Source organism: Microbacterium sp. LCT-H2 (assembly GCF_001866135.1).
In the GTDB taxonomy this organism is placed as follows: domain Bacteria; phylum Actinomycetota; class Actinomycetes; order Actinomycetales; family Microbacteriaceae; genus Microbacterium.
The window spans coordinates 676,179-701,198 of sequence record NZ_MODW01000002.1; the positions used below are offsets into that span (position 1 = coordinate 676,179).

Annotated in this window: 24 protein-coding genes; 9 read left to right on the forward strand and 15 right to left on the reverse strand. The window is 69.0% G+C overall.

Annotated features, from left to right (window positions below; genetic code table 11):
• Positions 1–27 precede the first annotated feature (27 nt).
• From tatC to lnt, 3 genes are read left to right on the forward strand one after another with little or no spacing between them, the layout of a single operon-like run.
• Positions 28–786, forward strand: coding sequence for a twin-arginine translocase subunit TatC (tatC, locus tag BK819_RS07675; protein ID WP_025103439.1), 759 nt, complete (start codon positions 28–30; stop codon positions 784–786).
• Positions 783–3,257 carry an RNA helicase gene (locus tag BK819_RS07680; RefSeq protein ID WP_071328594.1) on the forward strand — a complete coding sequence of 825 codons (2,475 nt, stop codon included), beginning with the start codon at positions 783–785 and terminating at the stop codon, positions 3,255–3,257. The genes tatC and BK819_RS07680 overlap by 4 nt, the downstream gene beginning before the upstream one ends.
• An 11-nt stretch (positions 3,258–3,268) precedes the next feature.
• Positions 3,269–4,792, forward strand: coding sequence for an apolipoprotein N-acyltransferase (gene lnt, locus BK819_RS07685; RefSeq protein WP_071328595.1), 1,524 nt, complete (start codon positions 3,269–3,271; stop codon positions 4,790–4,792).
• Here the strand turns inward: lnt and BK819_RS07690 are convergent.
• The 4 genes from BK819_RS07690 to BK819_RS07705 form a co-directional block, all read right to left on the reverse strand.
• A complete protein-coding gene (locus BK819_RS07690; protein WP_060921636.1) occupies positions 4,789–5,172 on the reverse strand; it encodes an RNA polymerase-binding protein RbpA in 384 nt (127 codons plus the stop codon). The two genes, lnt and BK819_RS07690, sit on opposite strands and share 4 nt — an antisense overlap.
• A 116-nt stretch (positions 5,173–5,288) precedes the next feature.
• Positions 5,289–6,065 carry a glycerophosphodiester phosphodiesterase family protein gene (locus tag BK819_RS07695; protein WP_071328596.1) on the reverse strand — a complete coding sequence of 259 codons (777 nt, stop codon included), beginning with the start codon at positions 6,063–6,065 and terminating at the stop codon, positions 5,289–5,291.
• On the reverse strand, positions 6,062–6,991 hold the full coding sequence (locus BK819_RS07700) for an SPFH domain-containing protein (RefSeq protein WP_071328597.1): 930 nt from the start codon (positions 6,989–6,991) through the stop codon (positions 6,062–6,064). The genes BK819_RS07695 and BK819_RS07700 overlap by 4 nt, the downstream gene beginning before the upstream one ends.
• A gap of 8 nt (positions 6,992–6,999) precedes the next feature.
• Positions 7,000–7,473 (reverse strand): NfeD family protein, encoded by a 474-nt coding sequence (locus BK819_RS07705; protein WP_025103445.1) that lies wholly within the window; start codon positions 7,471–7,473, stop codon positions 7,000–7,002.
• A 121-nt stretch (positions 7,474–7,594) separates the two neighbouring features.
• Here BK819_RS07705 and BK819_RS07710 point away from each other — a divergent pair, with 121 nt between their 5' ends.
• Positions 7,595–8,359: an SDR family oxidoreductase gene (locus tag BK819_RS07710; protein ID WP_071328598.1), complete on the forward strand. Its 765-nt coding sequence runs from the start codon at positions 7,595–7,597 to the stop codon at positions 8,357–8,359.
• A 62-nt stretch (positions 8,360–8,421) separates the two neighbouring features.
• On the opposite strand, the gene BK819_RS07715 is transcribed toward BK819_RS07710, so the two are convergent.
• A complete protein-coding gene (locus tag BK819_RS07715; protein ID WP_025103447.1) occupies positions 8,422–9,009 on the reverse strand; it encodes an HdeD family acid-resistance protein in 588 nt (195 codons plus the stop codon).
• Between the two features lie 180 nt (positions 9,010–9,189).
• Here BK819_RS07715 and BK819_RS07720 point away from each other — a divergent pair, with 180 nt between their 5' ends.
• The 3 genes from BK819_RS07720 to BK819_RS07730 are packed head-to-tail and all read left to right on the forward strand — an operon-like array spanning position 9,190 to position 12,389.
• Positions 9,190–9,588 (forward strand): helix-turn-helix transcriptional regulator, encoded by a 399-nt coding sequence (locus BK819_RS07720; RefSeq protein WP_071328767.1) that lies wholly within the window; start codon positions 9,190–9,192, stop codon positions 9,586–9,588.
• A 5-nt stretch (positions 9,589–9,593) separates the two neighbouring features.
• A complete protein-coding gene (locus BK819_RS07725; RefSeq protein WP_071328768.1) occupies positions 9,594–10,004 on the forward strand; it encodes a VOC family protein in 411 nt (136 codons plus the stop codon).
• Positions 10,005–10,031: 27 nt separating this feature from the next.
• Complete coding sequence (locus BK819_RS07730) at positions 10,032–12,389, forward strand: excinuclease ABC subunit UvrA (protein WP_071328599.1); 2,358 nt, start codon at positions 10,032–10,034, stop codon at positions 12,387–12,389.
• A gap of 120 nt (positions 12,390–12,509) precedes the next feature.
• Here the strand turns inward: BK819_RS07730 and BK819_RS07735 are convergent, their stop codons facing one another.
• The 4 genes from BK819_RS07735 to BK819_RS07750 form a co-directional block, all read right to left on the reverse strand.
• Positions 12,510–13,328, reverse strand: coding sequence for an ornithine carbamoyltransferase (locus BK819_RS07735; RefSeq protein WP_071328769.1), 819 nt, complete (start codon positions 13,326–13,328; stop codon positions 12,510–12,512).
• A gap of 695 nt (positions 13,329–14,023) precedes the next feature.
• On the reverse strand, positions 14,024–14,530 hold the full coding sequence (locus tag BK819_RS07740; protein WP_071328600.1) for a hypothetical protein: 507 nt from the start codon (positions 14,528–14,530) through the stop codon (positions 14,024–14,026).
• Positions 14,531–14,564: 34 nt separating this feature from the next.
• A complete protein-coding gene (locus tag BK819_RS16350; protein ID WP_371259829.1) occupies positions 14,565–15,707 on the reverse strand; it encodes a GNAT family N-acetyltransferase in 1,143 nt (380 codons plus the stop codon).
• Positions 15,631–15,999, reverse strand: a complete 369-nt coding sequence (locus tag BK819_RS07750) for a VOC family protein (protein ID WP_071328601.1) — start codon at positions 15,997–15,999, stop codon at positions 15,631–15,633. Before BK819_RS07750 ends, BK819_RS16350 begins: the two co-directional genes overlap by 77 nt.
• Before the next feature lie 54 nt (positions 16,000–16,053).
• Here BK819_RS07750 and BK819_RS07755 point away from each other — a divergent pair, with 54 nt between their 5' ends.
• The gene (locus BK819_RS07755; RefSeq protein ID WP_071328602.1) at positions 16,054–17,379 is read left to right on the forward strand and encodes a nitrate/nitrite transporter; all 1,326 of its coding nucleotides are present in this window, start codon (positions 16,054–16,056) and stop codon (positions 17,377–17,379) included.
• Between the two features lie 523 nt (positions 17,380–17,902).
• Positions 17,903–18,385 (forward strand): DUF4232 domain-containing protein, encoded by a 483-nt coding sequence (locus tag BK819_RS16355; RefSeq protein ID WP_256209419.1) that lies wholly within the window; start codon positions 17,903–17,905, stop codon positions 18,383–18,385.
• A gap of 15 nt (positions 18,386–18,400) precedes the next feature.
• Here BK819_RS16355 and BK819_RS07765 read toward each other — a convergent pair whose 3' ends face one another.
• Genes BK819_RS07765 through BK819_RS07790 form a run of 6 tightly spaced genes read right to left on the reverse strand, consistent with a single transcriptional unit; the run spans position 18,401 to position 24,992 of the window.
• On the reverse strand, positions 18,401–19,213 hold the full coding sequence (locus BK819_RS07765; RefSeq protein ID WP_071328604.1) for an arginase family protein: 813 nt from the start codon (positions 19,211–19,213) through the stop codon (positions 18,401–18,403).
• A 57-nt stretch (positions 19,214–19,270) separates the two neighbouring features.
• The gene (locus BK819_RS07770) at positions 19,271–20,017 is read right to left on the reverse strand and encodes an SUMF1/EgtB/PvdO family nonheme iron enzyme (RefSeq protein WP_071328605.1); all 747 of its coding nucleotides are present in this window, start codon (positions 20,015–20,017) and stop codon (positions 19,271–19,273) included.
• A gap of 19 nt (positions 20,018–20,036) precedes the next feature.
• Positions 20,037–20,792 (reverse strand): SGNH/GDSL hydrolase family protein, encoded by a 756-nt coding sequence (locus tag BK819_RS07775; protein WP_071328606.1) that lies wholly within the window; start codon positions 20,790–20,792, stop codon positions 20,037–20,039.
• Between the two features lie 28 nt (positions 20,793–20,820).
• Positions 20,821–22,173, reverse strand: a complete 1,353-nt coding sequence (locus tag BK819_RS07780; protein WP_071328607.1) for an MFS transporter — start codon at positions 22,171–22,173, stop codon at positions 20,821–20,823.
• 52 nt (positions 22,174–22,225) lie between these two features.
• Positions 22,226–23,260 (reverse strand): LLM class flavin-dependent oxidoreductase, encoded by a 1,035-nt coding sequence (locus BK819_RS07785; protein WP_071328608.1) that lies wholly within the window; start codon positions 23,258–23,260, stop codon positions 22,226–22,228.
• A gap of 55 nt (positions 23,261–23,315) precedes the next feature.
• Positions 23,316–24,992, reverse strand: a complete 1,677-nt coding sequence (locus BK819_RS07790) for a DUF885 domain-containing protein (RefSeq protein ID WP_071328609.1) — start codon at positions 24,990–24,992, stop codon at positions 23,316–23,318.
• Positions 24,993–25,020: the final 28 nt, after the last annotated feature.

Consider the following 25,020-nt stretch of genomic DNA (forward strand, 5'->3'; position numbering starts at 1 on the left):
ATGCCGACGGCGGATCGGGATCGGCGGATGTCGCTGGGCGCACATCTCGTCGAACTGCGCAAGCGCCTCATGTACGCGGCGATCGCTCTGGTCGTCGGCATGGTCGTGGCGTTCATCATCGCGGACCCGGTCATCCATTTCATCACCGGTCCGATCCGTATCATCTCGGAACAGCGCGGTGATGACTTCAGCGCCTTGAACTTCGCGACAGTGACGTCCGCGTTCGACATGCGTATGCGCATCGCCTTCACGATCGGCCTGTTCCTCTCCGCACCTGTCTGGCTGTGGCAGATCTGGGCCTTCATCATGCCCGGCCTCACCCGCAAGGAGATCCGTTACACCGTCGGCTTCGTCGTCGCCGCAGTGCCGCTGTTCTTCGCAGGCTGCTATCTCGGGGTGCAGATCATGCCGCACGTCATCGAGCTCATGTGGAGCTTCACCCCGGAGGGCGGCACCAACTTCTACTCCGCCCAGGAGTACTACGACTTCGTGTTCAAGCTGATGATCGTCATCGGCATCTCGTTCGTCCTTCCCGTCTTCCTCGTGGCACTCAACCTCGCCGGGGTGATGTCGGGTCGCGCGATCCTCAAGGGGTGGCGGGTGGCGATCCTCATCGCGACGATCTTCGCCGCGCTGGCGACCCCGGCCGCGGACGTGGTGAGCATGCTCATGCTGGCCGGCATCCTCATCGTCCTCTTCTTCGCAGCGGCAGGACTGTCGCTCCTCTTCGACCGACGCAAGCGCAAGCGGGACACCGCCGCTGGACTCGTCCCGGACGCCACATGAGTTCGCCGTCCGAGCGATATGCGCAGGCGCAGGAGAGTGCGGCGCATCCGGAGACGGCAGCTTTCGCGGCGCGCCAGCGCTTCCAGCTCGACCCGTTCCAGCTCGCCGGATGCCACGCGCTGGAGAACGGTCGCAGCGTACTCGTGGCGGCCCCCACCGGCGCCGGGAAGACCATCGTGGGGGAGTTCGCCATCCACCTGGCGATGCGGACCGCGACGGACAAAGCCTTCTACACCACGCCGATGAAGGCGCTCTCCAACCAGAAGTTCCGCGAACTCGTCGATGTCTACGGTGCGGACGACGTCGGTCTGCTGACGGGCGACACCAACATCAACGGCAACGCCCGCATCGTGGTCATGACCACCGAGGTCCTGCGGAACATGATCTATGCCGACTCCGCGGCGCTGCGCGACCTGCGCTACGTCGTGATGGACGAGGTGCACTATCTGGCCGACCGCTTCCGGGGAGCCGTGTGGGAAGAGGTCATCATCCACCTCCCGCCCCGTGTGCGCCTGGTGTCGCTGAGCGCGACGGTGTCGAACGCCGAGGAGTTCGGCGACTGGCTCGACACGGTTCGCGGTGACACCGAGGTCATCGTCTCCGAGATCCGTCCGGTGCCGTTGGAGCAGCACGTGCTCGTGCGTGACGACCTGCTGCCGCTCTTCGACGATCGTGCCGGCATCGCCACGGCACAGGTGAACCAGGAGCTCATGCGCATCCGGTCGTTCACCGGCTCCACATACGAGAGCAACCGCCAGGCGCAGTCGTATCGCAGCAACCGGCACGCCGGGCGGCAGGCCCCTCGTCCGCCTCGGGGCGGACGCCGCCCCGTGCGCGCCGCGAACGCGCGCCGGATCGAGCGCATGGACCGTCCCGATGTGGTCGAGCTCCTGGCGCGATCGAACCTTCTTCCCGCCATCTTCTTCATCTTCAGCCGCGTGGGCTGCGACGCGGCGGTCCAGCAGGTGCGGCGGTCCGGTCTCCGTCTGACCTCGTCGGAGGAGCGGGCCGAGATCCGGGCCATCGTCGAGGAGCGCACCCGCACACTCCAGGACGAAGACCTCGGGGTGCTCGGCTACTGGGACTGGCTGGACAACCTCGAACGGGGCGTGGCCGCCCATCATGCCGGCCTCCTGCCCGCCTTCAAGGAGGTCGTCGAAGACCTCTTCCAGAGGAAGCTGCTCAAGGTCGTCTTCGCGACCGAGACGCTGGCCCTCGGCATCAACATGCCGGCGCGGACGGTGGTCCTCGAGAAGATGGAGAAGTTCAACGGAGAGGCTCGAGTCGCGATCACCTCCGGTGAGTACACGCAGCTCACGGGCCGCGCCGGGCGCCGCGGCATCGACGTCGAGGGGCACGCGGTCGTGCAGTGGAGCGAGGGCATGGACCCGCAGGCCGTCGCCGCCCTCGCGTCGCGGCGGACCTATCCGCTCAACTCCAGCTTCCGGCCGACGTACAACATGGCCGTCAACCTGATCGATCTCTTCGGGCAGACCAGAGCCCGGCAGATCCTGGAGTCGTCGTTCGCCCAGTTCCAGGCGGACCGCGCGGTGGTCGGACTCGCCCGACAGGTGCGGGAGGCCGAGGAGTCGCTGACCGGCTACCAGTCGGCGATGGCGTGCGAGCACGGCGACTTCCCGGAGTACGCCGCCATCCGCCGCGAGCTGAGCGACCTCGAGAAGAAGAACCGGCAGGACACCCAGGCCCCGCGCGCTGCTCGGGACAAGCGGATGAAACGGATCCAGACGCTCCGGACGCGGATGCAGCGCCACCCCTCTCACCGGTGCCCCGACCGCGAGAAGCACGCCCGGTGGGCCGAGCGCTACTGGAAGCTCAAGCGCCAGACCGATCGCACGCGCCGTCAGATCGAGACCAGGACCGGCACGGTGGCCCGCGTCTTCGACCGTGTCGTCGAGGTGCTGGAGACGCTGGACTACGTCCGTCGCGGCGAGGATGGGATGCACCTGACCGATGCCGGGCGCACGATGCGGCGGATCTACGGTGAGCGCGACCTGCTCGTGGCCGAATCGCTGCGTCAGGGCCTCTGGAAGGGGCTGGATGCGCCGTCGCTGGCCGCGATGGCATGCTGCCTCGTGTACGAGCCGCGCCGCGACGAAGCGAATGCAGGGGAGCGGGGCCTCCCGAGGGGCGCCTTCCGAGCGGCCTACGAGAAGACGACCGCGCTGTGGGCTGAGCTCGACGACCTGGAGCAGGACCACCAGTTGCCGGGAAGCGAGCCCCTGGCGGCCGGGCTCGCGGGTGCGATGCACGCCTGGGCGCGCGGCGGGATGCTCGATCGTGTCCTGATCGATGCCGACATGGCGGCCGGCGACTTCGTGCGGTGGGCGAAGCAGACCATCGACCTCCTGGATCAGTTGTCCATCGTCGCGGAGGACGCCGCGCTCGCACGCACTGCCCGGGCTGCCCTCGACGGTGTGCGCCGTGGCATCGTCGCCTACTCCTCGATGTGAGATCCACCCGCATGACCGAAACCTCCGTCCGTCGACGCGCCCTCCTGCCCCTGTGGGCCGCCGTTCCCGTGGCCGCACTGGCTGCGCTGCTCATGGACCTCGCGTTTCCCGAGGCCGCGGTCTGGATCCTGGCCTTCCCGGCCACGGGGCTTCTGCTTCTCGCGCTGATCGGCCGACGGGCCGGCGGAGCACTGCTCGTGGGGCTGGTCTACGGCATCGTGTTCTTCGCTGTGCTCGTGTCCTGGACCTCGCGGTACCTCGGGCCACTGCCGTGGGCCACCCTGAGCGTCGTCGAGGGCGTCCTCACGGCCGTCGCGCTGATCCCCCTGACCCTCGCGTACCGCTGGCTGCCCCGCGCCTGGCCGGGCACCGCAGGGCGTCTGCTGACCCTCCCGGCCGTGATCGCTGCGCTCTGGGTCGGGCGGGAGCTGTTCCTCGGCTGGTGGCCGTACGGCGGCTTCCCCTGGGCCCGCCTCGGGATGAGCCAGGCCGAGAGCCCCCTCGCCGCGCTGTCCTCCTGGGTCGGCGTGAGCGGGCTGAGCTTCCTGATGGTGTTCCTCGTCGCGATGGTGATCGAGATCGTGCGCCTGGGACTGTGGCGGCGACCGGTCGCCCTGCTCGCGCCTGCTGCCCTCGTCCTGGTCCTCTTCTTCACGCCGCTCTTCCCGACGACGCCGTCCGGATCGATGCGCATCGCCGCGGTGCAGGGGAACGGGCCGACCGGCTACTTCGACGAGCGCGAGCCCTTCGCCGTGATCCAGGCACAGACGGAGGCGACCGAGCCGCTGTACGGCGACGACGTCGACCTGCTCGTGTGGCCAGAGGGCGGGCTCGATACGGATCCCTTCGCGAACTCCGCCATCGCACGACGGATGACTCTGGTGTCGAACCGCATCGACGCGCCGCTGCTCGCCAACGCCGCCACCGGCCGCGGGAACCTCTACTACAACACCTCGATGCTCTGGCTGCCGGACGGCACAGCGCCGCAGAAGCACGACAAGCGTCATCCCGTGCCCTTCGGCGAGTATGTGCCGGATCGCGCGTTCTTCAACGCTCTCGCGCCCGATCTCATCGGACTGATCCAGCGCGAGTACACCCCGGGGGCGAACCCGCCAATCGTCGAGGTCGACGATGTGCGGGTCGGCCTGGCAATCTGCTTCGACGTCATCTACGACGACGTCATCACCGAGGGCCTTTACGGCGGCGCCGAGGTACTGGTCTTCCAGACGAACAACGCCGACTTCCGCGGCACCGATGAGAATCTCCAGCAGCTCTCGTTCGCGCGGATGCGCGCGATCGAGACGGGCCGGAGCGTCGTCAACATCTCCACGGTCGGCACGAGCCAGGTCATCCTCCCGGACGGGCGGACGGTCACGAGCCTGGACGCGGATGAGGCCGGAGCGATGCTCGAGGATGTCGAGCTCCACTCCGGCCTCACGGCGGGAATCGTCCTGGGCCCCTGGCTGCAGCAGGTGCTGCTGTGGGGCGGGCTGGGCGCACTCGGTCTCGGGTGGTGGCGCGCCCGTCGGCGCTAGGCGCCGATCTTCTCGCGGGTGGGATCCTCCCCGGCACCGCGCCGGGCTCGGATGTAGGCGAGACGCTCCTCGAGAAGCTCCTCCAGCTCCGCACGGGTGCGACGCTCCATGAGCATGTCCCAGTGCGTGCGAGCGGCCTTCTCGTCGGTGGCCTCGAGGGTGACGGCCTCGCCGTCGACCTTCAGGCGGGCTTCCGCGCCGCAGGAACGGCACTCCCAGGTCTGAGGCGGTTCGGCATCGGCAGCGAACATGAGCGTGGTGTCGTGTCCGCAGGTGTCACAGGTGTAGGTGGTCTCACGGCGCTCCATGAAAACGACGCCCTCTTCGCTCTGTAGGCTCTGGGCGCCGAGTCGGATGCCGCGCAGGCTGCGATCTGCCATTGTGTGGTCCTCTCGTCGCTGTCAGGTATAACGTTCGAGCCTGTGCGCTTCATCCACGTCGGGACGTTCTCCGCGGTATTCACAGGGGAATCCCAGCGCCGGAGGATAATGGGGGCTCAGGGCTTCCGGAGCGTGGCGACGGCGAGGTCGGCGCGATCGGTCACGATGCCGTCCACGCCGGCGTCCACGAGGCGGCGCATGTCGTCCGCGTCGTTCACGGTCCAGACGTGGACCTCGGTGCCGGCCCGGTGGGCGGCGCGGAGGAGCGCCGGCGTCAGCACTCGGATCGCCCCATGACGCTCGGGGATCTGCAGGGCGTCGATCTCCCGGAGCGCTCTGGCGGGGGAGAGGCGCACGGCGGAGAGCGCACGCACCGCCGCGATCGTCCGACTCCCGCCGGAGGTGGCGGGACGGAGCCCGGTGCCGGTCTGCCGTACGGCCTCCAGCGTCGCCCGCCGGTTGGCATCCGAGAAGCTGGTGACGAGGACACGATGGGTGTGCGCCGCGAGGATGGGGCCCAGCGGCGCCGCGGCGGCCAGTGTCTTCACGTCGATGTTGAACCGGGTCTCCGGGAAGGCGGAGAGCGCCTCGGCCACCGTGAGCAGACCGCCGTGCTCGGCGAACAGGGCGGTCAGCTCCCGCGTCCTGACCTCGTGCACAGCGCGCGGATCGTGAACCAGACGGCGCAGGTCGTGATCGTGGAAGAGCACGACGTCGCCGTCCGCGGTGACCTGGCAGTCCGTCTCGATGTACTCGGCCCCCGCGGCATGGGCGGCGGCGAAGGCGGCCGCGGTGTTCTCCCAGACGCCGGACTCCCGCCCCTCGGCGGTCACGAGACCCCGATGGGCCAGGATGCGGGGCTGCTCGGCCTTGACGAAGTACGGGTGGGTCACGCGCCCGCGGGGGGAGTGGTCGACCCGGGTCCGACCTTCGGGGTGAAGGCGGTGCCGATGCCCTTGAGCGCCTCGGTCAGCTCGCTCGGGATGATCCAGAGCTTGCTGGACGGGCTCTCGCTGATCTTCGGGAGCATCTGCAGATACTGGTACGCGAGGAGCTTGTCGTCCGGCGCGCCCTGGTGGATCGCGGAGAAGACGCTCTGGATCGCCTCCGCCTCACCCTGGGCGCGGAGGACGGCGGCCTGCTTGTCCCCCTCGGCGCGGAGGATCTCCGCCTGACGGAGGCCTTCCGCTTCGAGGATCGCGGACTGTTTCGTGCCCTCGGCGGTCAGGATCGCGGCACGGCGGTCCCGCTCGGCGCGCATCTGCTTCTCCATGGAGTCCTGGATGGACACGGGCGGGTCGATCGCCTTGAGCTCGACGCGGCCCACGCGGATGCCCCATTTGCCGGTCGCCTCGTCCAGGACGACGCGGAGCTGCCCGTTGATGTTGTCACGGCTCGTCAGCGCCTCTTCGAGGTTCAGACCGCCCACGACGTTACGGAGAGTCGTCGTGGTGAGCTGTTCCACGGCGCCGAGGTAGTTCGCGATCTCGTAGGTGGCCGCGCGCGCGTCGGTGACCTGGAAGTAGACGACGGTGTCGATGGAGACGACCAGGTTGTCCTCGGTGATCACGGGCTGCGGCGGGAACGACACCACCTGTTCGCGCATGTCGATCAGCGGCCGCAGGCGGTCGATGAACGGCACGAGGATGTTGAGCCCGGGGGAGAGGGTCTTGTGATAGCGGCCGAGCCGCTCGACCACTCCCGCGGTCGCCTGCGGGATGATGCGGATAGCCCGCGCGATCGTGACGATCACGAAGATGATGACCGCGATCACCAGGATCCAGATGATCACGGTCGGGATGATCGATGCGTCGTCCACGCGTGCTCCTAGTCGTTGAGGGGTCGGACGATGGCGGTCGCGCCGTTGATCGCGCTGACGGCGACAGGCGCCCCCGCGGGGATCGCCATCGGGGTGGTCGTTCGGGCGGTCCAGGTGTCGCCGTTCGCGAGCTTCGCCTGACCGGAGATCTGCGTGATCTCGCTGAGCGCGATGCCCCGCAGGTCGACGAGCGCCTCCACGTTCGAGCGTGTGGGGTCGGCGCCGCGGTGAAGGCGCCGCAGGAGCGGCGGCCGCAGGAAGAGGATAAAGAGGGCGGATGCCAAGGCGGCGATGAGGATCTGGATCCAGACCGGGAGCCCGACGAAGTCGGTGACGAGTCCGATCACACTGCCGAAGCTCAGCATCAGGAAGGTGAAGTCGAGGGAGAGCATCTCGATGACGAGGAAGACCGCGATGAGGACCAGCCATCCGATCCATGCCCAGTGGTCGATGAACGTGACGAACGTCGAGAAGTTGTCCATGCGGCCTCCTTTGCCGTCAACGTACCACGCGCGGCGGCAGCCGACCGGCCGCCACTGCGCCCCTTGGTAATCTGTGAGAGCCGTGCGCTCACGGCGTTCCACGCACCATGAGGAGTCACCCGTGACCGACGTTCTTCCCGCAGGATCCCTCGACGGCAAGGTGGCCCTCGTCACCGGCTCATCGCGGGGGATCGGCGCCGACACCGTGCGATACCTCGCCGAGGCCGGCGCCGACGTCGTCATCAACTACCGGAACAAGGCCCCGCGCGCGGAGAAGCTCGCCGCGCAGCTGCGCGAGCTCGGCCGCCGGGCGCTCGTCGTCGGCGCGGACCTCACCGACCCCGCGTCCGTGGCCGAGATGTTCGACGCCGTCCGCGCCGAGTACGGACGCCTCGACGTTCTCGTCCTGAACGCCTCGGGCGGCATGGAGTCGGGGATGGCCGAGGACTACGCCCTGAAGCTCAACCGCGACGCGCAGCTCAACGTCCTCGACGCCGCGACGCCGCTGCTGTCGGATGGCGCACGCGTCGTGTTCGTCACCAGCCACCAGGCGCACTTCATCCGCACGACGCCGACGATGCCGGAGTACGAACCCGTCGCGCTGTCGAAGCGGGCCGGTGAGGACGCGCTGCGGGAGCTCATCCCCGGTCTCGCGGAGAAGGGGATCGGCTTCACGGTCGTCTCCGGCGACATGATCGAGGGCACGATCACCGCGACGCTGCTCGAGCGCGCGAACCCCGGTGCCATCGCCGAGCGCCGCGAGTCCGCCGGGCGCCTCTACAACGTGTCCGAGTTCGCCGCCGAGGTCGCTAAGGCCGCGATCGACCCCATCCCCGCGGACAACACCCGCCTCGTCGGCGACGTGAGCGCGTTCGCCGCGGAATAGCCGTCAGACGCGAGACGCCCCGGACCCGCTGCTGCAGGTCCGGGGCGTCTCGCGTGTGCGGATCAGACGGCGGCAGCACCCGTGGTGAAGGCCTTCTCGTCCTTGCCGAGCGTGATCGCGCGGATGATCTGCACGATGCCGAGCACGACGAGCGAGATGCCCAGGAGCAGCCAGAGCGCGAATCCGGCGATGACCGGCGAGAAGAGGACGATGATTCCGGCGATGATGCTGAGGATCGCGTAGATCAGCGTCCAGACCCGCGATCCGTCGCTGCCGAGCAGCGAGAGTGCCACGACACCATCGACGATCCAGCTCACGCCGATGAAGATCACGACGACCAGCGCCAGGGTGGCGGCGGCGACATTCAGGTTGAAGAACGCGATGACGCCGGCGACGATGTAGAGCAGGCCGAGCACGATGTGTCCGACGCGCGACCAACCGCCCTTCGCGCGGGAGAAGATGCCGAGGCCGATGTACACGACTCCCGCGACGATCAGGTAGGACGCGAAGATCGCCGTCACGATGACGGCGGACTTCACCGGCCAGACCAGCAGCGCGATGCCCGCGAGCAGCGCGAGAACGCCGGAGACCGCGAGAGCGACGCGGATGGATTTGAAGAACGACTTCGTTTCAGCGAGTGCTTCAGACATGGCGGTGAACCCCTTCTGAGAAAATCCTGTGAGGATGCCCCCAGGGTAGCGCCGGATCTCCGACAGGCGGGGGAGGAGGGCCTCCGCGCGTCGCGGATGGTCATTCCGCGTCTTCCGGGGTCATGGCAGGATCGTCACGTGACACCGGTGGATGAGGCTCGCCTGCGGGAGCTGGTCGTGATGCGGAAGGTCCGCGACCGCATCGACCGCGAGTACGCGAAGCCCTTGGACGTCGAGGCTCTGGCGCGGGGCGTGCACCTGTCGGCCGGCCATCTCAGCCGGCGGTTTCGCGAGACGTACGGCGAATCCCCGTACTCGTATCTGATGACCCGCCGCATCGAACGCGCCATGGCACTGCTGCGTCGCGGCGACCTCACCGTCACCGAGGTGTGCTTCGCCGTGGGCTGCTCCTCGCTGGGAACCTTCAGCACCCGGTTCTCGGAACTGGTGGGTGTCTCACCCCGCGTGTACCGTGAACGCGCCGCCGACGTCGAGGGCATCCCGTCGTTCCAGGCCAAGCAGGTCACCCGACCGATCAGGAATCGAGAAGCGCCGCGCCCCGAGGCGCACCTAACGTGAGCATCATGAAGATCCGCATCCATTACGCCTTCCTCCCGCACACCGACGCCGAGGCAGCCCTCGGCTTCTATCGCGACGCCCTCGGCTTCGAGGTGCGCAACGACGTCGGGTACGACGGCCTGCGCTGGCTCACGGTCGGCCCGGCCGGCCAGCCCGAGACCTCGATCGTGCTCCATCCGCCGGCCACCGACCCCGGCATCACCGACGCGGAGCGGCAGACCATCCTGGAGCTCATCGCGAAGGGCAGCTACGGCGCGCTGACTCTGGCGAGCGACGACCTGGACGCCCTGTTCGACCGGCTGGTCGCTGTCGGCGCCGATGTCGTCCAGGAGCCGATGGACCAGCCCTACGGCGTCCGCGACTGCGCCTTCCGCGATCCCGCCGGCAACCTGCTCCGTATCAATCAGGCCGCCTGACGGCCCCACCACCACGAAGGACGCCGCATGACCGCTGCCGAGCACCCCGCGGACACCCACGACCTCATCCGCGTCCAGGGCGCGCGAGAGAACAACCTCAAGGACGTGAGCGTCGACATCCCGAAGCGACGTCTGACGGTCTTCACCGGAGTCTCCGGGTCGGGGAAGAGCTCTCTCGTCTTCGACACGATCGCCGCCGAGTCGCGTCGGATGATCGACGAGACGTACAGCGCGTTCGTGCAGGGGTTCATGCCGTCTGTGCCGCGGCCCGACGTCGACGTGCTGGAAGGGCTCACCACGGCGATCATCGTGGACCAGGAGCGTCTCGGCGCGAACCCGCGGTCGACCGTCGGCACCGTGACGGATGCCAACGCCATGCTCCGCATCCTGTTCAGCAAGCTGGGCCAGCCCTACATCGGCGGCCCGACGGCGTTCTCCTTCAACATCCCGACGCAGAAGGCCAGCGGCGTCATGACCGGGCCGGGTGGCGAGAAGAAGATCGTGAAGGACGCGATCTACCTCGGCGGCATGTGCCCGCGCTGCGAGGGCAGGGGAGTGGTGTCCGACCTCGACCTGTCGCAGATCGTCGATGAGTCGAAGTCCCTCGACGAGGGCGCGATCATGGTGCCCGGGTACACCGCCGACGGCTGGATGGTGAAGGGGTTCTCGCAGTCCGGGTTCTATCCGGGGGACAAGCCCATCTCGTCGTTCACAGAAAAGCAGCGTCACCTCTTCCTCTACGGAGAGGTCACGAAGGTCAAGATCTCCGGCATCAACATGACCTACGAGGGCCTGATCCCGAAGATCACGAAGTCCATGCTCTCGAAGGACCTCGACGCGCTCCAGCCGCACATCCGCGCGTTCGTCGAGCGCGTTGCCACCTTCGCGGTGTGCCCGGAGTGCGACGGCACCCGGCTCACCGAGGGCGCACGGTCGTCGAAGATCGACGGCGTGAGCATCGCCGACGCGTGCCGCATGCAGGTGACGGATCTCGCCACGTGGGTCCGCGGCCTGGATCTCCCGGGAGCCGGGCCGCTGCTCCAGGCGCTGAGTGCCAACCTCGACGCCTTCGTGACCCTCGGCCTGGGGTATCTGAGCCTGGATCGACCGTCGGGCACGCTGTCCGGGGGAGAGGCGCAGCGGATCAAGATGCTGCGCCATCTCGGCTCCTCGTTGACTGACGTCACGTATGTCTTCGACGAGCCGACGATCGGGCTGCACCCGCACGACATCGAGCGGATGAACGGCCTGCTGCTCCGCCTTCGCGACAAGGGGAACACGGTGCTCGTCGTCGAGCACAAGCCGGAGACCATCATGATCGGCGACCATGTCGTGGATCTGGGTCCGGGTGCCGGAAGCGCCGGGGGAGAGGTCTGCTATCAGGGGAGCGTCAAGGGTCTCACGGCCAGTGGAACGCTGACGGGGCAGCACCTCGACGACCGTGCACAGCTCAAGGACGCCGTGCGTGACCGCACCGGCGCGATCGAGGTGCGCGGCGCATCCACGAACAACCTCCAGAACGTGGACGTCGACATCCCGACCGGCGTCCTGACCGTCGTCACCGGTGTCGCCGGCTCCGGTAAGAGCTCGCTCATCCACGGTTCGGTGACCGGACGCGAGGGCGTGGTGGCGATCGATCAATCCGCCATCAAGGGCTCACGTCGCAGCAACCCCGCGACCTACACGGGGCTGCTCGAGCCCATCCGCAAGGCCTTCGCGAAGGCGAACGGCGTGAAGCCCGCCCTGTTCAGCGCGAACTCCGAGGGCGCCTGTCCTACGTGCAAGGGTGCCGGTGTCATCATCACCGAGCTCGGGTTCATGGACACGATCGAGACACCCTGTGAGGACTGCGGTGGTAAGCGCTTCCAGGCGGCGGTGCTGGAGTACAAGCTCGGCGGGAAGGACATCACCGAGGTGCTCGACCTTCCGGTGTCTGAAGCCCGTGTGTTCTTCAGCGAGGGTGACGCGAAGCTCCCGGCTGCGGCCGCCATCCTCGGACGCCTGGAAGACGTGGGGCTCGGCTACCTGTCGCTCGGACAGCCGTTGTCGACTCTGTCGGGCGGAGAGCGCCAGCGCATCAAGCTCGCGATCCAGATGGGTGAGAAGGGCGACGTCTACGTGCTGGACGAGCCGACGACGGGTCTGCATCTCGCCGACGTCGACACGATCCTCGGTCTGCTGGATCGACTTGTCGATGCGGGCAAGACGGTGGTCGTGATCGAGCATCATCAGGCCGTCATGGCACACGCCGACTGGATCATCGACGTCGGACCGGGAGCCGGCCATGACGGCGGTCGCATCGTGTTCGAGGGAACGCCCGCCGAGCTCGTCGCAGACGGGTCGACGCTGACGGGCGAACATCTCGCGGCGTACGTCAACGCATGACCGAGGGCCACGGTGGCGACTTTCCCGCCCTCTCTCGTCCCGCAGATCCCTGATACGGATTATCCGATAATGCACATTATGTCAGCTTGAGAACAGAACGCTACCGCGACCATCTCCCCGTCATCCCTCGAACGCCCACCCCATGATCGCCTGCTGCACGCTCTTCAGGTGACGTTTGAACTCGTAGCCCACGAACGCGGGATGGTTGGCGGCAGCGACCGAAACCTCACGCCCGCGGACGAACGGCGGGCACGGCGCGAAACGAACACCGTCAGGGGCGCTGTCCAGGAGATCCGCAGTGATCCGATAGGGCGCCATGGCCGCACTGTGCTCCCCCGGCCCATCTGTGATGATCACGTCGGCCTCCTGCACGGCATCGCTGAGATCCTCCTTCCACGGCAGCGCGGGTGTGCGGACCTTCTCCGGGCAGGCCTGCACGACATCGATTCCGAACGCCCGATGGGCTTCCTCCCAGGCTCGACCGATGTTGCCGTCTGGTCCCACTACGAGGACTCGGAGTGAGCGGACATCCGTCTCGCGCGAGAGCGCGAAGAGATCGGACAGCACCTCGCAGGGGTGGTTCGCGTCGGTCATCGCGTTGACCACCGGGAGAATCCCAGGGGCAGCCAGCTCACGAAGCACTTGGAGATCGGCATGCCGGACGACGAGGAGTTCGACCCACGCTGACAGGTATCCGACGATGTCAACCGCGTCCTCGACGGTGTCGAGCGCCTCCGGAGGGAAGACGATCGGCTGCAAACCCATCTCCGCAGCGCCGCGTTCGAACGAGACACGCGTCCGCAGGCTCGAGGAAGGGAAGAACAGCGCGGCCGCGCCGTCCCTCCTCGCTAGGGTTCCCGCTTCGATCCGCGCGGCGCGCGCGAAGATCTCCCTCAGATCGTCCCAGGTGAGTTCGGTCAATGAGAGAAGGTGGCGCACTCCCCTGTTGTCGCGGACGGCTCCAGCCTCATGACGTCGTGAAGATCTCTTGCGCCCGCGCAACGATGTCTTCCACTCGCGCTTGGAGGAACGGGCCGGGACACTCCGTTCCCGACCACGTCTCCTGGTGGGTGATGACGTGTACTCCGGGGCTCCGGTGAAATCGAGCGTCTCCACCGCCACGGACCGCCAGTTCCAGTCCGCGCCGGTGGACGACGGCTTCGCTCCCGGGCGGATGGTCTCGATGACCGAGCCGTCGTGCCGAAGATAGAAGGTGGGAGCCGATGATCTCCTGTTGCAGCGGGAGAAGAAGTCCAACTGGTCCGTTGTCGTGCCGGTGTGGTGGATGATGAAGCGGTCGATGACCGGACTCACGGTTCGACGTTCGCTGCCCGCGATGCCCCGGTCTGCGCGAACCGTGGGGTGGGCGCAGTCCTCGAAACCGAGCGGTACCTCGAGACCTGTGACCGCGCGGTCGTAGACCGGCTCGTACTCGGACAGTCCTCGGGGGTTGTCGGGGCGTCCGGTGACGTCTGCCTCTCCCCCGGAGCTCGTGGAGAGCCAGATGCCGACGCCGGTCACCGCGACGCCGGTTCCGGCAGCGATGAGGAATCCCCGCCGCGTGTGCGTCGGGACGTGCTCATCGGCGTCCCGTGCTCCCGGGCCCTCCGGATGCTGACCCTCCCTGCCCGTGCTCACGCGGCCTGGTCGTCGTCTCGGGGTGCGCGGAACCCACCCCGCCGGCGTCGCCGTGGCCAGACGAAATGCGCGACCGAGAAGGCGAGGACCGACCACGAGATGACGAACACCCACCACGCGAGTGCCGCTCCCCCGCTAACGCTCGCCAGCACGACCGACACGATGCAGGCGCCGAGTCCGACGACGACCCCGACGACGGTGAGCTCGCCGTGGGCGAGCCACCGCGCGCGCAGCGCCGAGACGAGGCGAAGGGGCAGACCGATCACCAGCGCGGTGACGATCGACACGACGGATAGCACGACGGCGATGATGCTCGCCCCGGTGAAGGACGTCACCCCGTCGTACTCTTCCGCAACTCCGAGCGCGAGGAAGAAAGCCACGATGAACAGGAAGAAGCCACCGACGAAGAACTGGCCAAGGATGAGCGAGGCGGTCGAATCGTCGGCTCCCCGAAAGCCCCCGCGTTTCCGCAGGTCTGCCGGGATGCGGCGAGGGGAGGTCATGTCGCGATCCTACGAGATGGGATGCGCGCGTCGGTCACAATGATCGGCGGAACGTGATCATCGGCTCGCCCCCGAGCGGATGATCCGCCGGGCCCGAAGTGGCCCGAAACCCGAGGGCCTCGTACAGGCGGACGGCTGGGTTCCCTCGACGCACGGCCAACTCCATCGCCGACCGCCCTCGTCGCCGGGAAGAGTCGATGGCATCGGTCAACAACGCCCGCCCGATCCCCTGCCCGGTCTTCCCCGGTGCGACCGCGATTCGCTCCAGTACCGCCGTCATCGGCTCGCCGACTTTCCCGACAGTCACCGCGAACCCCGAAAAGGGATGGTCGACGATGGCGAACCTGATGAGCGGACGACCGAAGACGCCACGTGTCCTTTCGCCGACCGCGTGGCTGTCGACTTCTCCGTCTCGTGCGAGGAGAGCACGGACCCACAGTTGGACACATCGGTCCACATCGTCAGGGAGCGTGCCGCTCACGATGACCCCGTCCGGCACCGCCGCCACCCTCCCCTCGGCGCGGGAACTCTGGCTGAGCGTCCTGACGGTCAGGATGTTTCGACCGTGGACGGAGGACGGGCGTTCCCGTCCGGATTCGACGAAGCCGAGCTTCTCGAGCACGCGCCGGGACGGGAGGTTCCATTCCCAGACGCCGGCCCAGACGCGGCCGATTCCCACCCCAGCTGCCCATGCCACGACAGCCTGGGCAGCTTCGGTGGCATGCCCCCGATTGTGCTCGGCACGGAGCAGCTCGAACGCGAGCTCCGGCTCATCGCCAACGCCGTCACCGCCGTAGACGAGACCGCAGTACCCGATCGGATCCCCGGTGTCGGTCCGTTCCACGGTGAGCAGCGACGACTTCTCGGCATCGCGGATCTGCGCTCGGATGTCGTCCACGTCGGGGCGACCGTCCGGGTCGAGCCGCCGGTGCGCGGGGACTCGTTCGTCACGTTCGGTCCACAGGTGCCGGAACACGGTAGCGTCCTCGATCGCCTGCCTGCGCAGGCGGAGGCGCGACGTCTCCATTTCCGGGATGCGCGGCGGGTGACTCATCCTCGCAGTCTGGCACTCATCCGCCCCGCGCTGTGTTCTGCAGCGCCTAGTGGGAGGACCAGACGCCGAGCTCGTTGCCGCTCGGGTCGGCGAAGTGAAGGCGCCGGCCACCGGGGAACGCATACGGCTCCTGCAGGATCCGGCCGCCGGCGTCCTGGATCGTCTCCCTCGTCGCATCGAGATCGTCGGAGTAGAGCAGCACGAGCGGACCGCCGACGGGTCGCGGCGCGTCCGCGAGCAGGAGTCCGCCGACCTCGCTCCCGTCTCCGCGGGGCGAGAGGATTCCCGCATAGCCGGGCCCGTAGTCCCGGAAGCTCCACCCGAAGGCGGTCGTGAAGAAGCGCTTCGCCACGTCGAGGTCCGTGACGACGAGCTCGACGTAGTCGAGGGCATGGTGCTGCGAGGAGGCGGTCATGCGGGCACTCTAGCCACGGCGTCGGACATCGCCGGTCAGGAGTAGCGTGGAAGGGTGCCTCAGGTCTCCCACTCGCCCGTCTCCACGCCGGGGTGGCGGGCCTGGGCGATCTGGTCCGTCGGCGTCGCGGCCTACGTTCTCGCCATCACCAACCGCACGTCTCTCGGCGCCGTCGGCGTCGAGGCCGCCGACCGCTTCCAGGCGGATGCCTCCACGCTCGCGCTGTTCGCGGTCGTGCAGCTCGCCGTCTACGGGGGGATGCAGATCCCGGTGGGGGTCCTCCTCGATCGCTTCGGATCCCGTCCGATCATCACGGCGGGGATGCTGCTCATGGCGGCCGGACAGCTCACCATGGCCCTGTCCCCCAGCATCGGCATCGCGATCGTCGCGCGTGTCCTCCTCGGAGCCGGTGACGCCGCGGTCTTCCCCGCCGTGCTGCGACTGGTCGCCACGTGGTTCCCCGCGCAGCGCGGCCCTGTCATGGTCCAGTTCACCGGGATCATCGGGCAGGCCGGACAGCTGATCGCGCTGGTGCCGGTCGCTGCCCTGCTGCACGCCACCACCTGGTCGATCACGTTCGGCAGCATCGCCGGTCTCGGCCTGCTCTTCACGATCCTCGTGTGGCTCATCGTGCGCAACAACCCCGCGGAGAGCGGTCCCGACGTGTCGGTGAACACGGACACCGGAGTCGTGCGTGTCGTGACGTCGGCGATCGACACGGGCGTCGGCATCCGGGCGGCCTGGGCGCATCCCGGCACACGGCTCGCGTTCTGGTCGCACTTCACCACCCCGTTTGCCGGCACGGTGTTCGTGCTGCTGTGGGGCATGCCGTTCCTCACGGCCGGCGAGGGCCTGACCACCGCCCACGCGGCGGGGATCATCTCGATCTACGTGGTCGCGGGCATGATCCTCGGCCCGATCATCGGCGATCTCTCCCGCCGCCTGCCGAACCACCGCTCCCTCGCCCTCGTCCTTCCCGCCGTCGGCGTGCAGATGGCCGCGTGGATCGCGGTCATCGCCCTCCCCGGCCCCGCCCCGGACTGGCTGCTCTGGGTCCTCGCGATCGCTCTGGCGACCGGGGGCCCCGCGTCGATGATCGCCTTCGACCACGCGCGCACGCACAATCCCGTGCATCGCCTCAGCACGGCCACCGGCGTGACGAACGCGGGCGGCTTCATCGCGGCCCTGATCGCCGTGTTCGTGATCGGTCTCCTCCTCGACGCCCAGGGCGCCGGCACCCCGGACACCTACACGCTCGGCGCGTTCCGTGTCGCGTTCCTCACTCTGATCCCGCTCTGGGTCCTCGGAGTCGTGTTCATCCTGATCGAACGCAAGCGGACGCGGATCCGCATGGGGCTGGATCCCGAGCGGCGTCGCTGAGCGCCCATAGGATGAGGCTTGGCCTCCGCTCCCCCGTCGACCGCCGCCCTCCCGCGCGCCCGAGACGGCCGCACGAGGCCGCCGTTGACGGCGGGACTGCTCGCCGGACTGATCCTCGGCGCACTGTGGATCGTCTCCGGCGCCATCGCCCGACTGACCGGTTCCGACATCGTGCTGACGCGGTTGCTGAGCTTCGCCGGTATCGGATCGCTGCAGAGTCATGCCTGGCTGCTCCCCGGTGCGTGGGGCGTCCTCGTGCTGACGGTGCCGGCCGCCGTGCTGTGCAGCGTCGTCTGGGTCGTGGGACGGGGTGCGCAGGGTGTCGGCCGGGCTCCCGCGGTCGTCGAGTCCGCGCCGGACACCGCCTACTGGGGATTCGCCTGGGGCTGGATCCCCGCCTGGGCGTTCTCGCGCAGGGCCGGTGAGGAATCTGCGCGGCGGTGGTCCCCGCGCCTTCTCGGCGTCACCGTCGCGAGCGTGGTCGCTCTCGTCGTCGTCGGGAGCCTTCGTCGATCCGGCGGCCGTGGGCGATCCGGTACCGGAGCGGGCCCCGGGGGCCTCGACTCCCCAACTCCCCGCGGACGCCTGCACTCCCGACCGGGCCACGCTGCTACTCGGAACGGCCGACGGGGCCACGGGGCACCGTGCCCAGAGCATCCGTCTGATGAACATCAGCGAGGAGCCGTGCGTGGTCGAGGGGTATCCCGACATCGCCTTCGCCGACCAGAACGGGCATGCGCTCGACGTCGAGGTGCGACCCGGTTCGTCCTTCCTGGCCACCGACCCCGGCTCCGCGCCCGTCACCGTGCTGCCCCAGGGCGAGGCGACCGCGGTGATCGGATGGGACGCGAATGCCACGGACGGCGCTCTCGTGGCGCGTGCGTTGCACGCCTCGCTGCTCCCCGGGTACGACCGCGGTTCGTGGCCGGTCGAACTCGACATCGTGTCGGGCTCCGAGGTCGCGATCACCGTCTGGCACCTCGGCGCCGCACCCGCCGCGCCGTGACGGCACTCCGCGCCGTCAGCGCAGCAGGTGCTGGACCGTCTCCACGATCAACTCGACGCTGACGCGCTCCGGCACCTCCGCGTCACCCGCCTCGAACTCGGCGAGCTCCACGCCGCGGACGTCGGCGGCCGGGATCGCGGCGAACAGCGCGGCCACCTGGTGCGGCAGCAGACCGTCGCCGACCCGATAGGCCGCGGGGATGTAGCCGGGCTCCAGGACATCCCAGTCGACATGGATCCACACCGGTCGACCGGCGATAAGAGCGCTCAGCCGCTCCGGCGTGCTCTCCGCAGGGCTGAGGACGGTCACTCCCGCGCCGGCGAGGAGCTCTCCCTCGGCGGGGTCGATGTCGCGGCCGCCGACGACGATGACCTGCCGCGGGTCGATGCCCGCCCCGTGGCCGCTGTCCCACAGCCCGCAGGCGGCGGCGAGGACCATGCCACCGAGGTAGCCGGAGTCGGTGGTGTCCGGCGTGTTGAAGTCGCCATGCGCATCGATCCAGAGCACCACCGCGTCGGGGTGGTGCTCGGCGACGCTCGGCAGCGTTCCGAGGCTCGCCGCACACGTGTTCGTCACGAGGAGCGGCGTCATCTCCCCCATGATCGCCTCCTGCACGGCGGCACGGAGGCCCGTGAGCGTGTCCGAGGCCTCGGGCAGCGCGACCGACCAGTCGTCGAGCCGACCGGGCTCCGGAGTGCCGACCACGACGGGCTCCCGCCGGAGAAGCGAGGACAGGGCGTCGGCGACGCGGCGCGCCCCGACGAGGGCTCCGTCCGTGCGGTCGGCGACGCGACCCTGGTTGAGGATGAGCGCGAAGGGCCTGGTCATCCGCTCAGTCTCCCACCCGGCACAGATCACGGCCAAAACCGCCGCACCCGGCTTGCACTAACGCCGGCGCGGCGTCCATCCCGACGGGAGCCCTCCGTCGACGAAGGCGCGGTCCCTGTCCGCTGCTGCCGACCAGCCCTGCGCCTCCTCCTCGGTGTCGAAGGCGCCGCGGGCCACGCGGAAGCCGACGTCCTCGTGGTGCATGCGCGGCGCTCCCCCACGGCGGACCGAGGCGCGGACGCTCCAGGCGTCGTCGGCGAACCCGCCGCCCCGGAAGAGCCGGTAGTCGTCGTACCGCGCGGGGTCGAGGAGATCCCAGCACCATTCCCACACGTTCCCGAGCGTGTCGAAGAGCCCGTGCAGGTTCGGGAGCTTCCCGCCCACGTCCTGCGGCGTGCCGACTCCGTCGGCAGCCGTCCAGGCGGCCTCCGCCAGCGGCGCGTAATGCGGCCCGGTGGAACCGGCGCGGCAGGCGTACTCCCACTCGGCCTCGGTCGGCAGGCGGTAGCCGTCCGCTGTAGTGTCCCAGGCCACATCCTCACCCTCGAAGTGGTAGACGGGATCGAGCCCCTCCCACTCCGAGGCGGCGTTGCAGAAGTGGATGGCCCGCAGCCAGCTCACGTCGGCGACCGGGCGACGAGGATGCCGTGACGGGGTGCCCAAGACCTCGGTGACCTGTTCTTCGGTCACCGGGAAGACACCGAGGGCGAAGGGTTCGAGTTCCACGGTGCGGCGCGTGCGTCGCCGGGCGTCGTGCAGCGTCACCGTGCCGGCGGCGAGACGGACGAGCTCGATATCGCTCATGCGCGGGGTACGGCGACGCTCACGCCGGAGTCCGTTCGACCCAGGTGGGGTACTTCGCTGCGCGGCCGTCTCCCGACGAGGTCCTCGTCACGCGTCGACGCACCCAGGGCCCGACGAACTCCCGGTAGTAGGCCAGACCCGCGGGGCCGGCGGTCCAGCGATCGAGCGGCGCCCACCAGGCTGCCGGCGGCTCGAAGCCGAGTCCGTGCAGCACGCGGGCCGCGACGCGATGGTGTCCGGCCGCGTTCATGTGAAGCCGGTCCTCCGACCAGTACGCGGGCTTCGAGAGCTCCGTGTCCGGCCAGTTGAGCGCGCGGATCACGTCGGGGCGGTCCTCGATCCGCCGCAGGACCGCCTCGGAGAGCAGGTCGCCACGCCGCTGCACGAGGGAGCCCATCGGAAGCTGCCCGCTGGGGTTGGCGCCGGAGAGCAGGATCATCGTCACGCCCTCCTCGTCGCACCGTCGCAGGACCCGGCTGAACGCATCGGCGATGTGCTCCACGTCGGTCCGCGGCCGCAGCATGTCGTTGCCGCCACCGTTGAACGACAGGTGCGTGGGACGCAGGGCCAGCGCGGGTTCGAGCTGCTCCTCGACGATCGGCCAGGCCAGCTTCCCCCGGATCGCCAGGTTCGCGTACTGGATGGGGTGCCCCGCGGCATCCGCCCATCCCTGAGCGGCGATGTCGGCCCAGCCGCGCTCGCGCCCATCGGGGAGCACATCGCCCACGCCTTCGGTGAAGGAGTCGCCTATCGCGACGAAACGTACATCAGCCACGCGCCCAGCCTATTCCCGGTCCCGGACGTCACCGGTCGTCCAGCGCCGCTCCGCTCCGGTCGACGAGTCCCCACGCGGCGGCCGCCGCGACGAGGAAGCAGGCCGCGAACACGACGAACAGCAGAGGAGCGCCGCCGGCGACGAGGAGGACAGGAACGGCGAGGGGCGCCACGATGGAGGCGATGCGTCCGACCCCCGCGGCCCAGCCCGCCCCGGTGCCGCGCAGCGAGGTCGGGTAGATCTCAGGCGTCACCGCGTACAGCGCGCCCCACGCGCCGAGGGTGAAGAACGACAGGGCCATGCCGGCGCCGATGATCATCGGCACGGTCGTGGCGGTGCCGAAGACGACGGCCGAGGCGGTCGCCCCCAGGAGGAAGACCGACAGCGTGATGCGTCGTCCCCACACCTCGATGAGCCAGGCCGCCACGGCGTAGCCCGGGAGCTGCGCGAGCGTGATGATGAGGGTGAAGCCGAACGAACGGACGAGGTCGAATCCGGCGTCGACGAGGATGCTGGGGATCCAGATGAAGGCCCCGTAGTAGGCGAAGTTCACAGCCAGCCACACGAGCCAGAGGCAGGCCGTCCGCACCCGGAACTCCGCGTTCCAGAGGGTCGTGAGCCGGGCCCGCGCCGTCTTCGCGATCGCCCGCGACGCCGGCTCCTTCCGAAGAGGCGGGGTGTACTCGACCCCCGCATCGGCTTCGAACGCCGCCACGATGCGATCGGCTTCCGCGATGCGTCCGCGGGACGCCAGCCAGCGCGGCGACTCGGGCAGACCCCACCGCACGACGAGCGCGTAGACCGCGGGGATCGCGCCGAGTGCGAAGGCCCACCGCCAGCCTGCCTCGGAGGCGGGGATGACGAAGTACCCGATGAGCGCGGAGGCGGTCCAGCCGACGGCCCAGAACGCTTCCAGGATGACGATCAGCCGTCCCCGGATGCGCGCGGGGGCGAACTCACTCACGTAGGTCGAGGCGACCGGCAGCTCCGCCCCGAGCCCGAGGCCGACGAAGAAACGCAGCACGAGCAGGGCCGCCACTGACCCGACCAGAGCACTCGCTCCGGTGGCCACGCCGTAGATGAGCAGCGTGAGGGCGAAAACCTGCCGGCGGCCGAAGCGGTCAGCGAGAAGACCGCCGAGGGTCGCACCGACCGCCATGCCGACGAAGCCGAGCGAGGCGATCCAGCCGGCCTCCCCCTTGGAGATGCCCCACTGCTGTGTGAGCGCCGCGATGATGAAGGAGATGAGCCCCACGTCCATCGCGTCCAGGGCCCAGCCCACGCCGGACCCGGTGAGCAGGCGCAGGTGTCGGCGGGTGAACGGAAGGACGTCGAGGCGCTCGGCGAGCGACGTGCGGCTCGGCAGGGCGGTATCGGCCATGATTCTCATCGTAGGGCCGTCCCGTCCCGCCGAGCCGCGAGATGACGCCGGCTCAGTCGCCGTCGGCGAGGAGCTTCCGCACCCGAGGGATCACCTCGGTGCCGTACAGCTCGATGCTGCGCATCATCGACTCGTGCGAGAGGGTGCCCGTCGCGTACTTGAGGTCGAAGCGGCCGAGCCCGAGGGTCGTGATCGTGTCGGCGATCTTCGCCGCAACACGCTCGGGCGAGCCGGCGTAGAGGGAGCCCTCGGGACCGATGTCGTTCTGGAACCGCGCACGGCTGTAGGGCGGCCAGCCGCGCTCACGACCGATGGTGTTGTTCATCGCCTCGAAGCCCGGGTAGGCCTCGTCCCATGCCTCCGCGTCGGTGGGCGCGATGTGACCGGGCGAGTGCACGGCCACCGGGTGCGCCGTCGTCCCGAAGGAGGCGACCGAGCGGTGGTACAGGTCGACGAACGGCTTGAACCGCCCGGCCGGGCCGCCGATGATCGCCAGCATCAGGCCGAGACCGTGACGCGCGACACGCACGACGGACTCAGGACTCCCGCCGACGCCGACCCACGTGCGCAGACCCTTCTCGGTCTTCGGGAACACGTCCGCGTTGTCGAGCGACGGCCGCAGCGACCCGGACCACGTCACGGGCTGTTCCTTGAGGAGCTCGACGAACAGCTCCAGCTTCTCCTCGAAGAGCCGGTCGTAGTCGCGCAGGTCGTAGCCGAACAGCGGGAAGGACTCGATGAACGAACCGCGCCCGAGCACGACCTCCGCCCGCCCTCCGGACAGGGCGTCGAGGGTCGAGAAACGCTCGAACACGCGCACCGGGTCGTCCGAGGACAGGACGGTCACGGCGGTGCCCAGCCGGATCCGCTCGGTACGGGCGGCGATCGCCGCGAGCACCATCTCCGGTGAGGACACCGCGAACTCGCGCCGATGGTGCTCCCCCACGCCGAAGAAGTCCACGCCGACCGTATCGGCCAGCTCCGCCTGGGCGACGACGTTCCGGATGGTCTGCGCGCCGCTGAGCAGCTCGCCGTCCTGATCCCGGGTGATGTCGCCGAACGTGTCCAGCCCGAATTCGATGTCCATGTCACACCTTCCTATTCAGGTGAATGGAACGCGCGGACTCGAGCCGGCATTCCCATCACCGAGGGAGCAGCGCGCTCCGCAGCGTGTCCAGTCCGACGCCGCCCAGATCGAGGGCGCGCTTGTGGAAGCCCGTGAAGCTGAACGCGTCGCCCTCCGCCTGCTGGACGGCGTCGCGGACCTGCTCCCAGATGCGCTGACCAACCTTGTACGACGGCGCCTGACCCGGCCAGCCGAGGTACCGGTTGACCTCGAACTGCACGAACTGGTCCGACATGTTGACGTTGCGACGGAGGAAGTCGAGCGCGTAGTCGGCATCCCAGACGCCGTCACCGTCGAGACGGGGCTTGCCGAGGTGCACGCCGATGTCGAGGACCACGCGCGCCGCCCGCATCCGCTGCCCGTCCAGCATGCCGAGGCGATCCGCCGGGTCGTCCAGGTAACCGAGCTGCTCCATCAGTCTCTCCGCATACAGCGCCCAGCCCTCCGCGTGACCGGAGGTGCCGGCGAGCAGCCGTCGCCACGAGTTGAGCTCGGCGCGGTTGTACACGGCCTGGGCGATCTGCAGGTGATGCCCCGGCACGCCCTCGTGATACACGGTGGTGAGCTCACGCCACGTGTCGAACTCGGTGACGCCCTCGGGGACCGACCACCACATGCGGCCGGGACGGGAGAAGTCGTCGGTGGGGCCGGTGTAGTAGATCCCGCCCTCCTGCGTCGGCGCGATCATGCACTCCAGGGTGCGGATGGCCTCCGGGATGTCGAAGTGCGAGGCGCCGAGCTCGGCGACCGCGCGGTCGCTGGTCTCCTGCATCCACCGCTGAAGCGCCTCGGTGCCGACGAGCTTGCGGGCGGGGTCGGACTCCAGATGCGCGACGGCCTCTTCGACGGAGGCGCCGGGGAGGATCTCGTTCGCGATCGCCGTCTGCTCGGCCACCATGCGGGCGAGCTCTTCGCGACCCCACTCGTAGGTCTCGTCGAGGTCGATGGTGGCGCCGAGGAATCGGCGAGAGTTGAGGGCGTACAGTTCGCGCCCCACGGCGTCCGTCTCACCGGCCTCGGGTGCGAGCTCCTCGGCCAGGAAGCGCCGCAGCTCGCCGTAGGCGACTCGGGCGGCCGCGGAGTTGTCGGCCAGCGTGCGGGCGAGCGAGGCGGGAAGCTGTCCCTCCTGCGGGTCGGCGTGCGCGACGAAGGCGGCGAAGAACCCGTCGTCGGCGATGTAGCGGTCGATCTGTGTCGCGACCTCCGCGACCTGGCGGCGCGCGGGAGTAACCCCCTCGGCGATGCCCAGGCGGAGCGTCTCGATGTACCCGCGCAACGCCGCGGGCACGGCGGAGAGTCGGGTGGAGACGACCTCCCAGTCCTCGACCGTCGCGGTGGGCATCAGGTCGAAGGCGGAGCGGACGTCCTGCGCGGCGGAGGCGATGACGTTCAGATCGCGCAGGTGCCACTTCGCGTCGTGCAGCTCGAGGTCGAGGCGGAGCTCGGCACTGAGGTCGGTCTTGGTGACCTCGTCGATCGCGTCGACGGGCTCCAGCGCCGAGAGCTTGTCGAGCGTGGCCCGCGTCGCCGCGGCGATCTCCTCATGACCTTCCGGGCTCAGATCGCCGAACCGGTCGTTGACCTCGGAGCGGCCGATGTAGGTGCCGAGAGTCGGCGCCAGAACGGCGATCGTGTCGACCCATTCATCGGCGACCTTGTCGATGGCGGAGGGGGTGCGGGGTGCTGAAGTCATACCTTCCAGCCTAATCCCCGCCCCCGGC

Bases quoted from the DNA above. Each gene is read 5' to 3' on its own strand.
- tatC (WP_025103439.1), top strand. From the start codon at position 28: ATGTCGCTGGGCGCACATCTCGTCGAACTGCGCAAGCGCCTCATGTAC.
- BK819_RS07680 (WP_071328594.1), top strand. From the start codon at position 783: ATGAGTTCGCCGTCCGAGCGATATGCGCAGGCGCAGGAGAGTGCGGCG.
- lnt (WP_071328595.1), top strand. From the start codon at position 3,269: ATGACCGAAACCTCCGTCCGTCGACGCGCCCTCCTGCCCCTGTGGGCC.
- BK819_RS07690 (WP_060921636.1), bottom strand. From the start codon at position 5,172: ATGGCAGATCGCAGCCTGCGCGGCATCCGACTCGGCGCCCAGAGCCTA.
- BK819_RS07705 (WP_025103445.1), bottom strand. From the start codon at position 7,473: ATGGACAACTTCTCGACGTTCGTCACGTTCATCGACCACTGGGCATGG.
- BK819_RS07715 (WP_025103447.1), bottom strand. From the start codon at position 9,009: ATGTCTGAAGCACTCGCTGAAACGAAGTCGTTCTTCAAATCCATCCGC.
- BK819_RS07720 (WP_071328767.1), top strand. From the start codon at position 9,190: ATGCGGAAGGTCCGCGACCGCATCGACCGCGAGTACGCGAAGCCCTTG.
- BK819_RS07725 (WP_071328768.1), top strand. From the start codon at position 9,594: ATGAAGATCCGCATCCATTACGCCTTCCTCCCGCACACCGACGCCGAG.
- BK819_RS07730 (WP_071328599.1), top strand. From the start codon at position 10,032: ATGACCGCTGCCGAGCACCCCGCGGACACCCACGACCTCATCCGCGTC.
- BK819_RS07740 (WP_071328600.1), bottom strand. From the start codon at position 14,530: ATGACCTCCCCTCGCCGCATCCCGGCAGACCTGCGGAAACGCGGGGGC.
- BK819_RS16350 (WP_371259829.1), bottom strand. From the start codon at position 15,707: ATGCGTTCCCCGGTGGCCGGCGCCTTCACTTCGCCGACCCGAGCGGCA.
- BK819_RS07750 (WP_071328601.1), bottom strand. From the start codon at position 15,999: ATGACCGCCTCCTCGCAGCACCATGCCCTCGACTACGTCGAGCTCGTC.
- BK819_RS07765 (WP_071328604.1), bottom strand. From the start codon at position 19,213: ATGACCAGGCCCTTCGCGCTCATCCTCAACCAGGGTCGCGTCGCCGAC.
- BK819_RS07770 (WP_071328605.1), bottom strand. From the start codon at position 20,017: ATGAGCGATATCGAGCTCGTCCGTCTCGCCGCCGGCACGGTGACGCTG.
- BK819_RS07780 (WP_071328607.1), bottom strand. From the start codon at position 22,173: ATGGCCGATACCGCCCTGCCGAGCCGCACGTCGCTCGCCGAGCGCCTC.
- BK819_RS07785 (WP_071328608.1), bottom strand. From the start codon at position 23,260: ATGGACATCGAATTCGGGCTGGACACGTTCGGCGACATCACCCGGGAT.
- BK819_RS07790 (WP_071328609.1), bottom strand. From the start codon at position 24,992: ATGACTTCAGCACCCCGCACCCCCTCCGCCATCGACAAGGTCGCCGAT.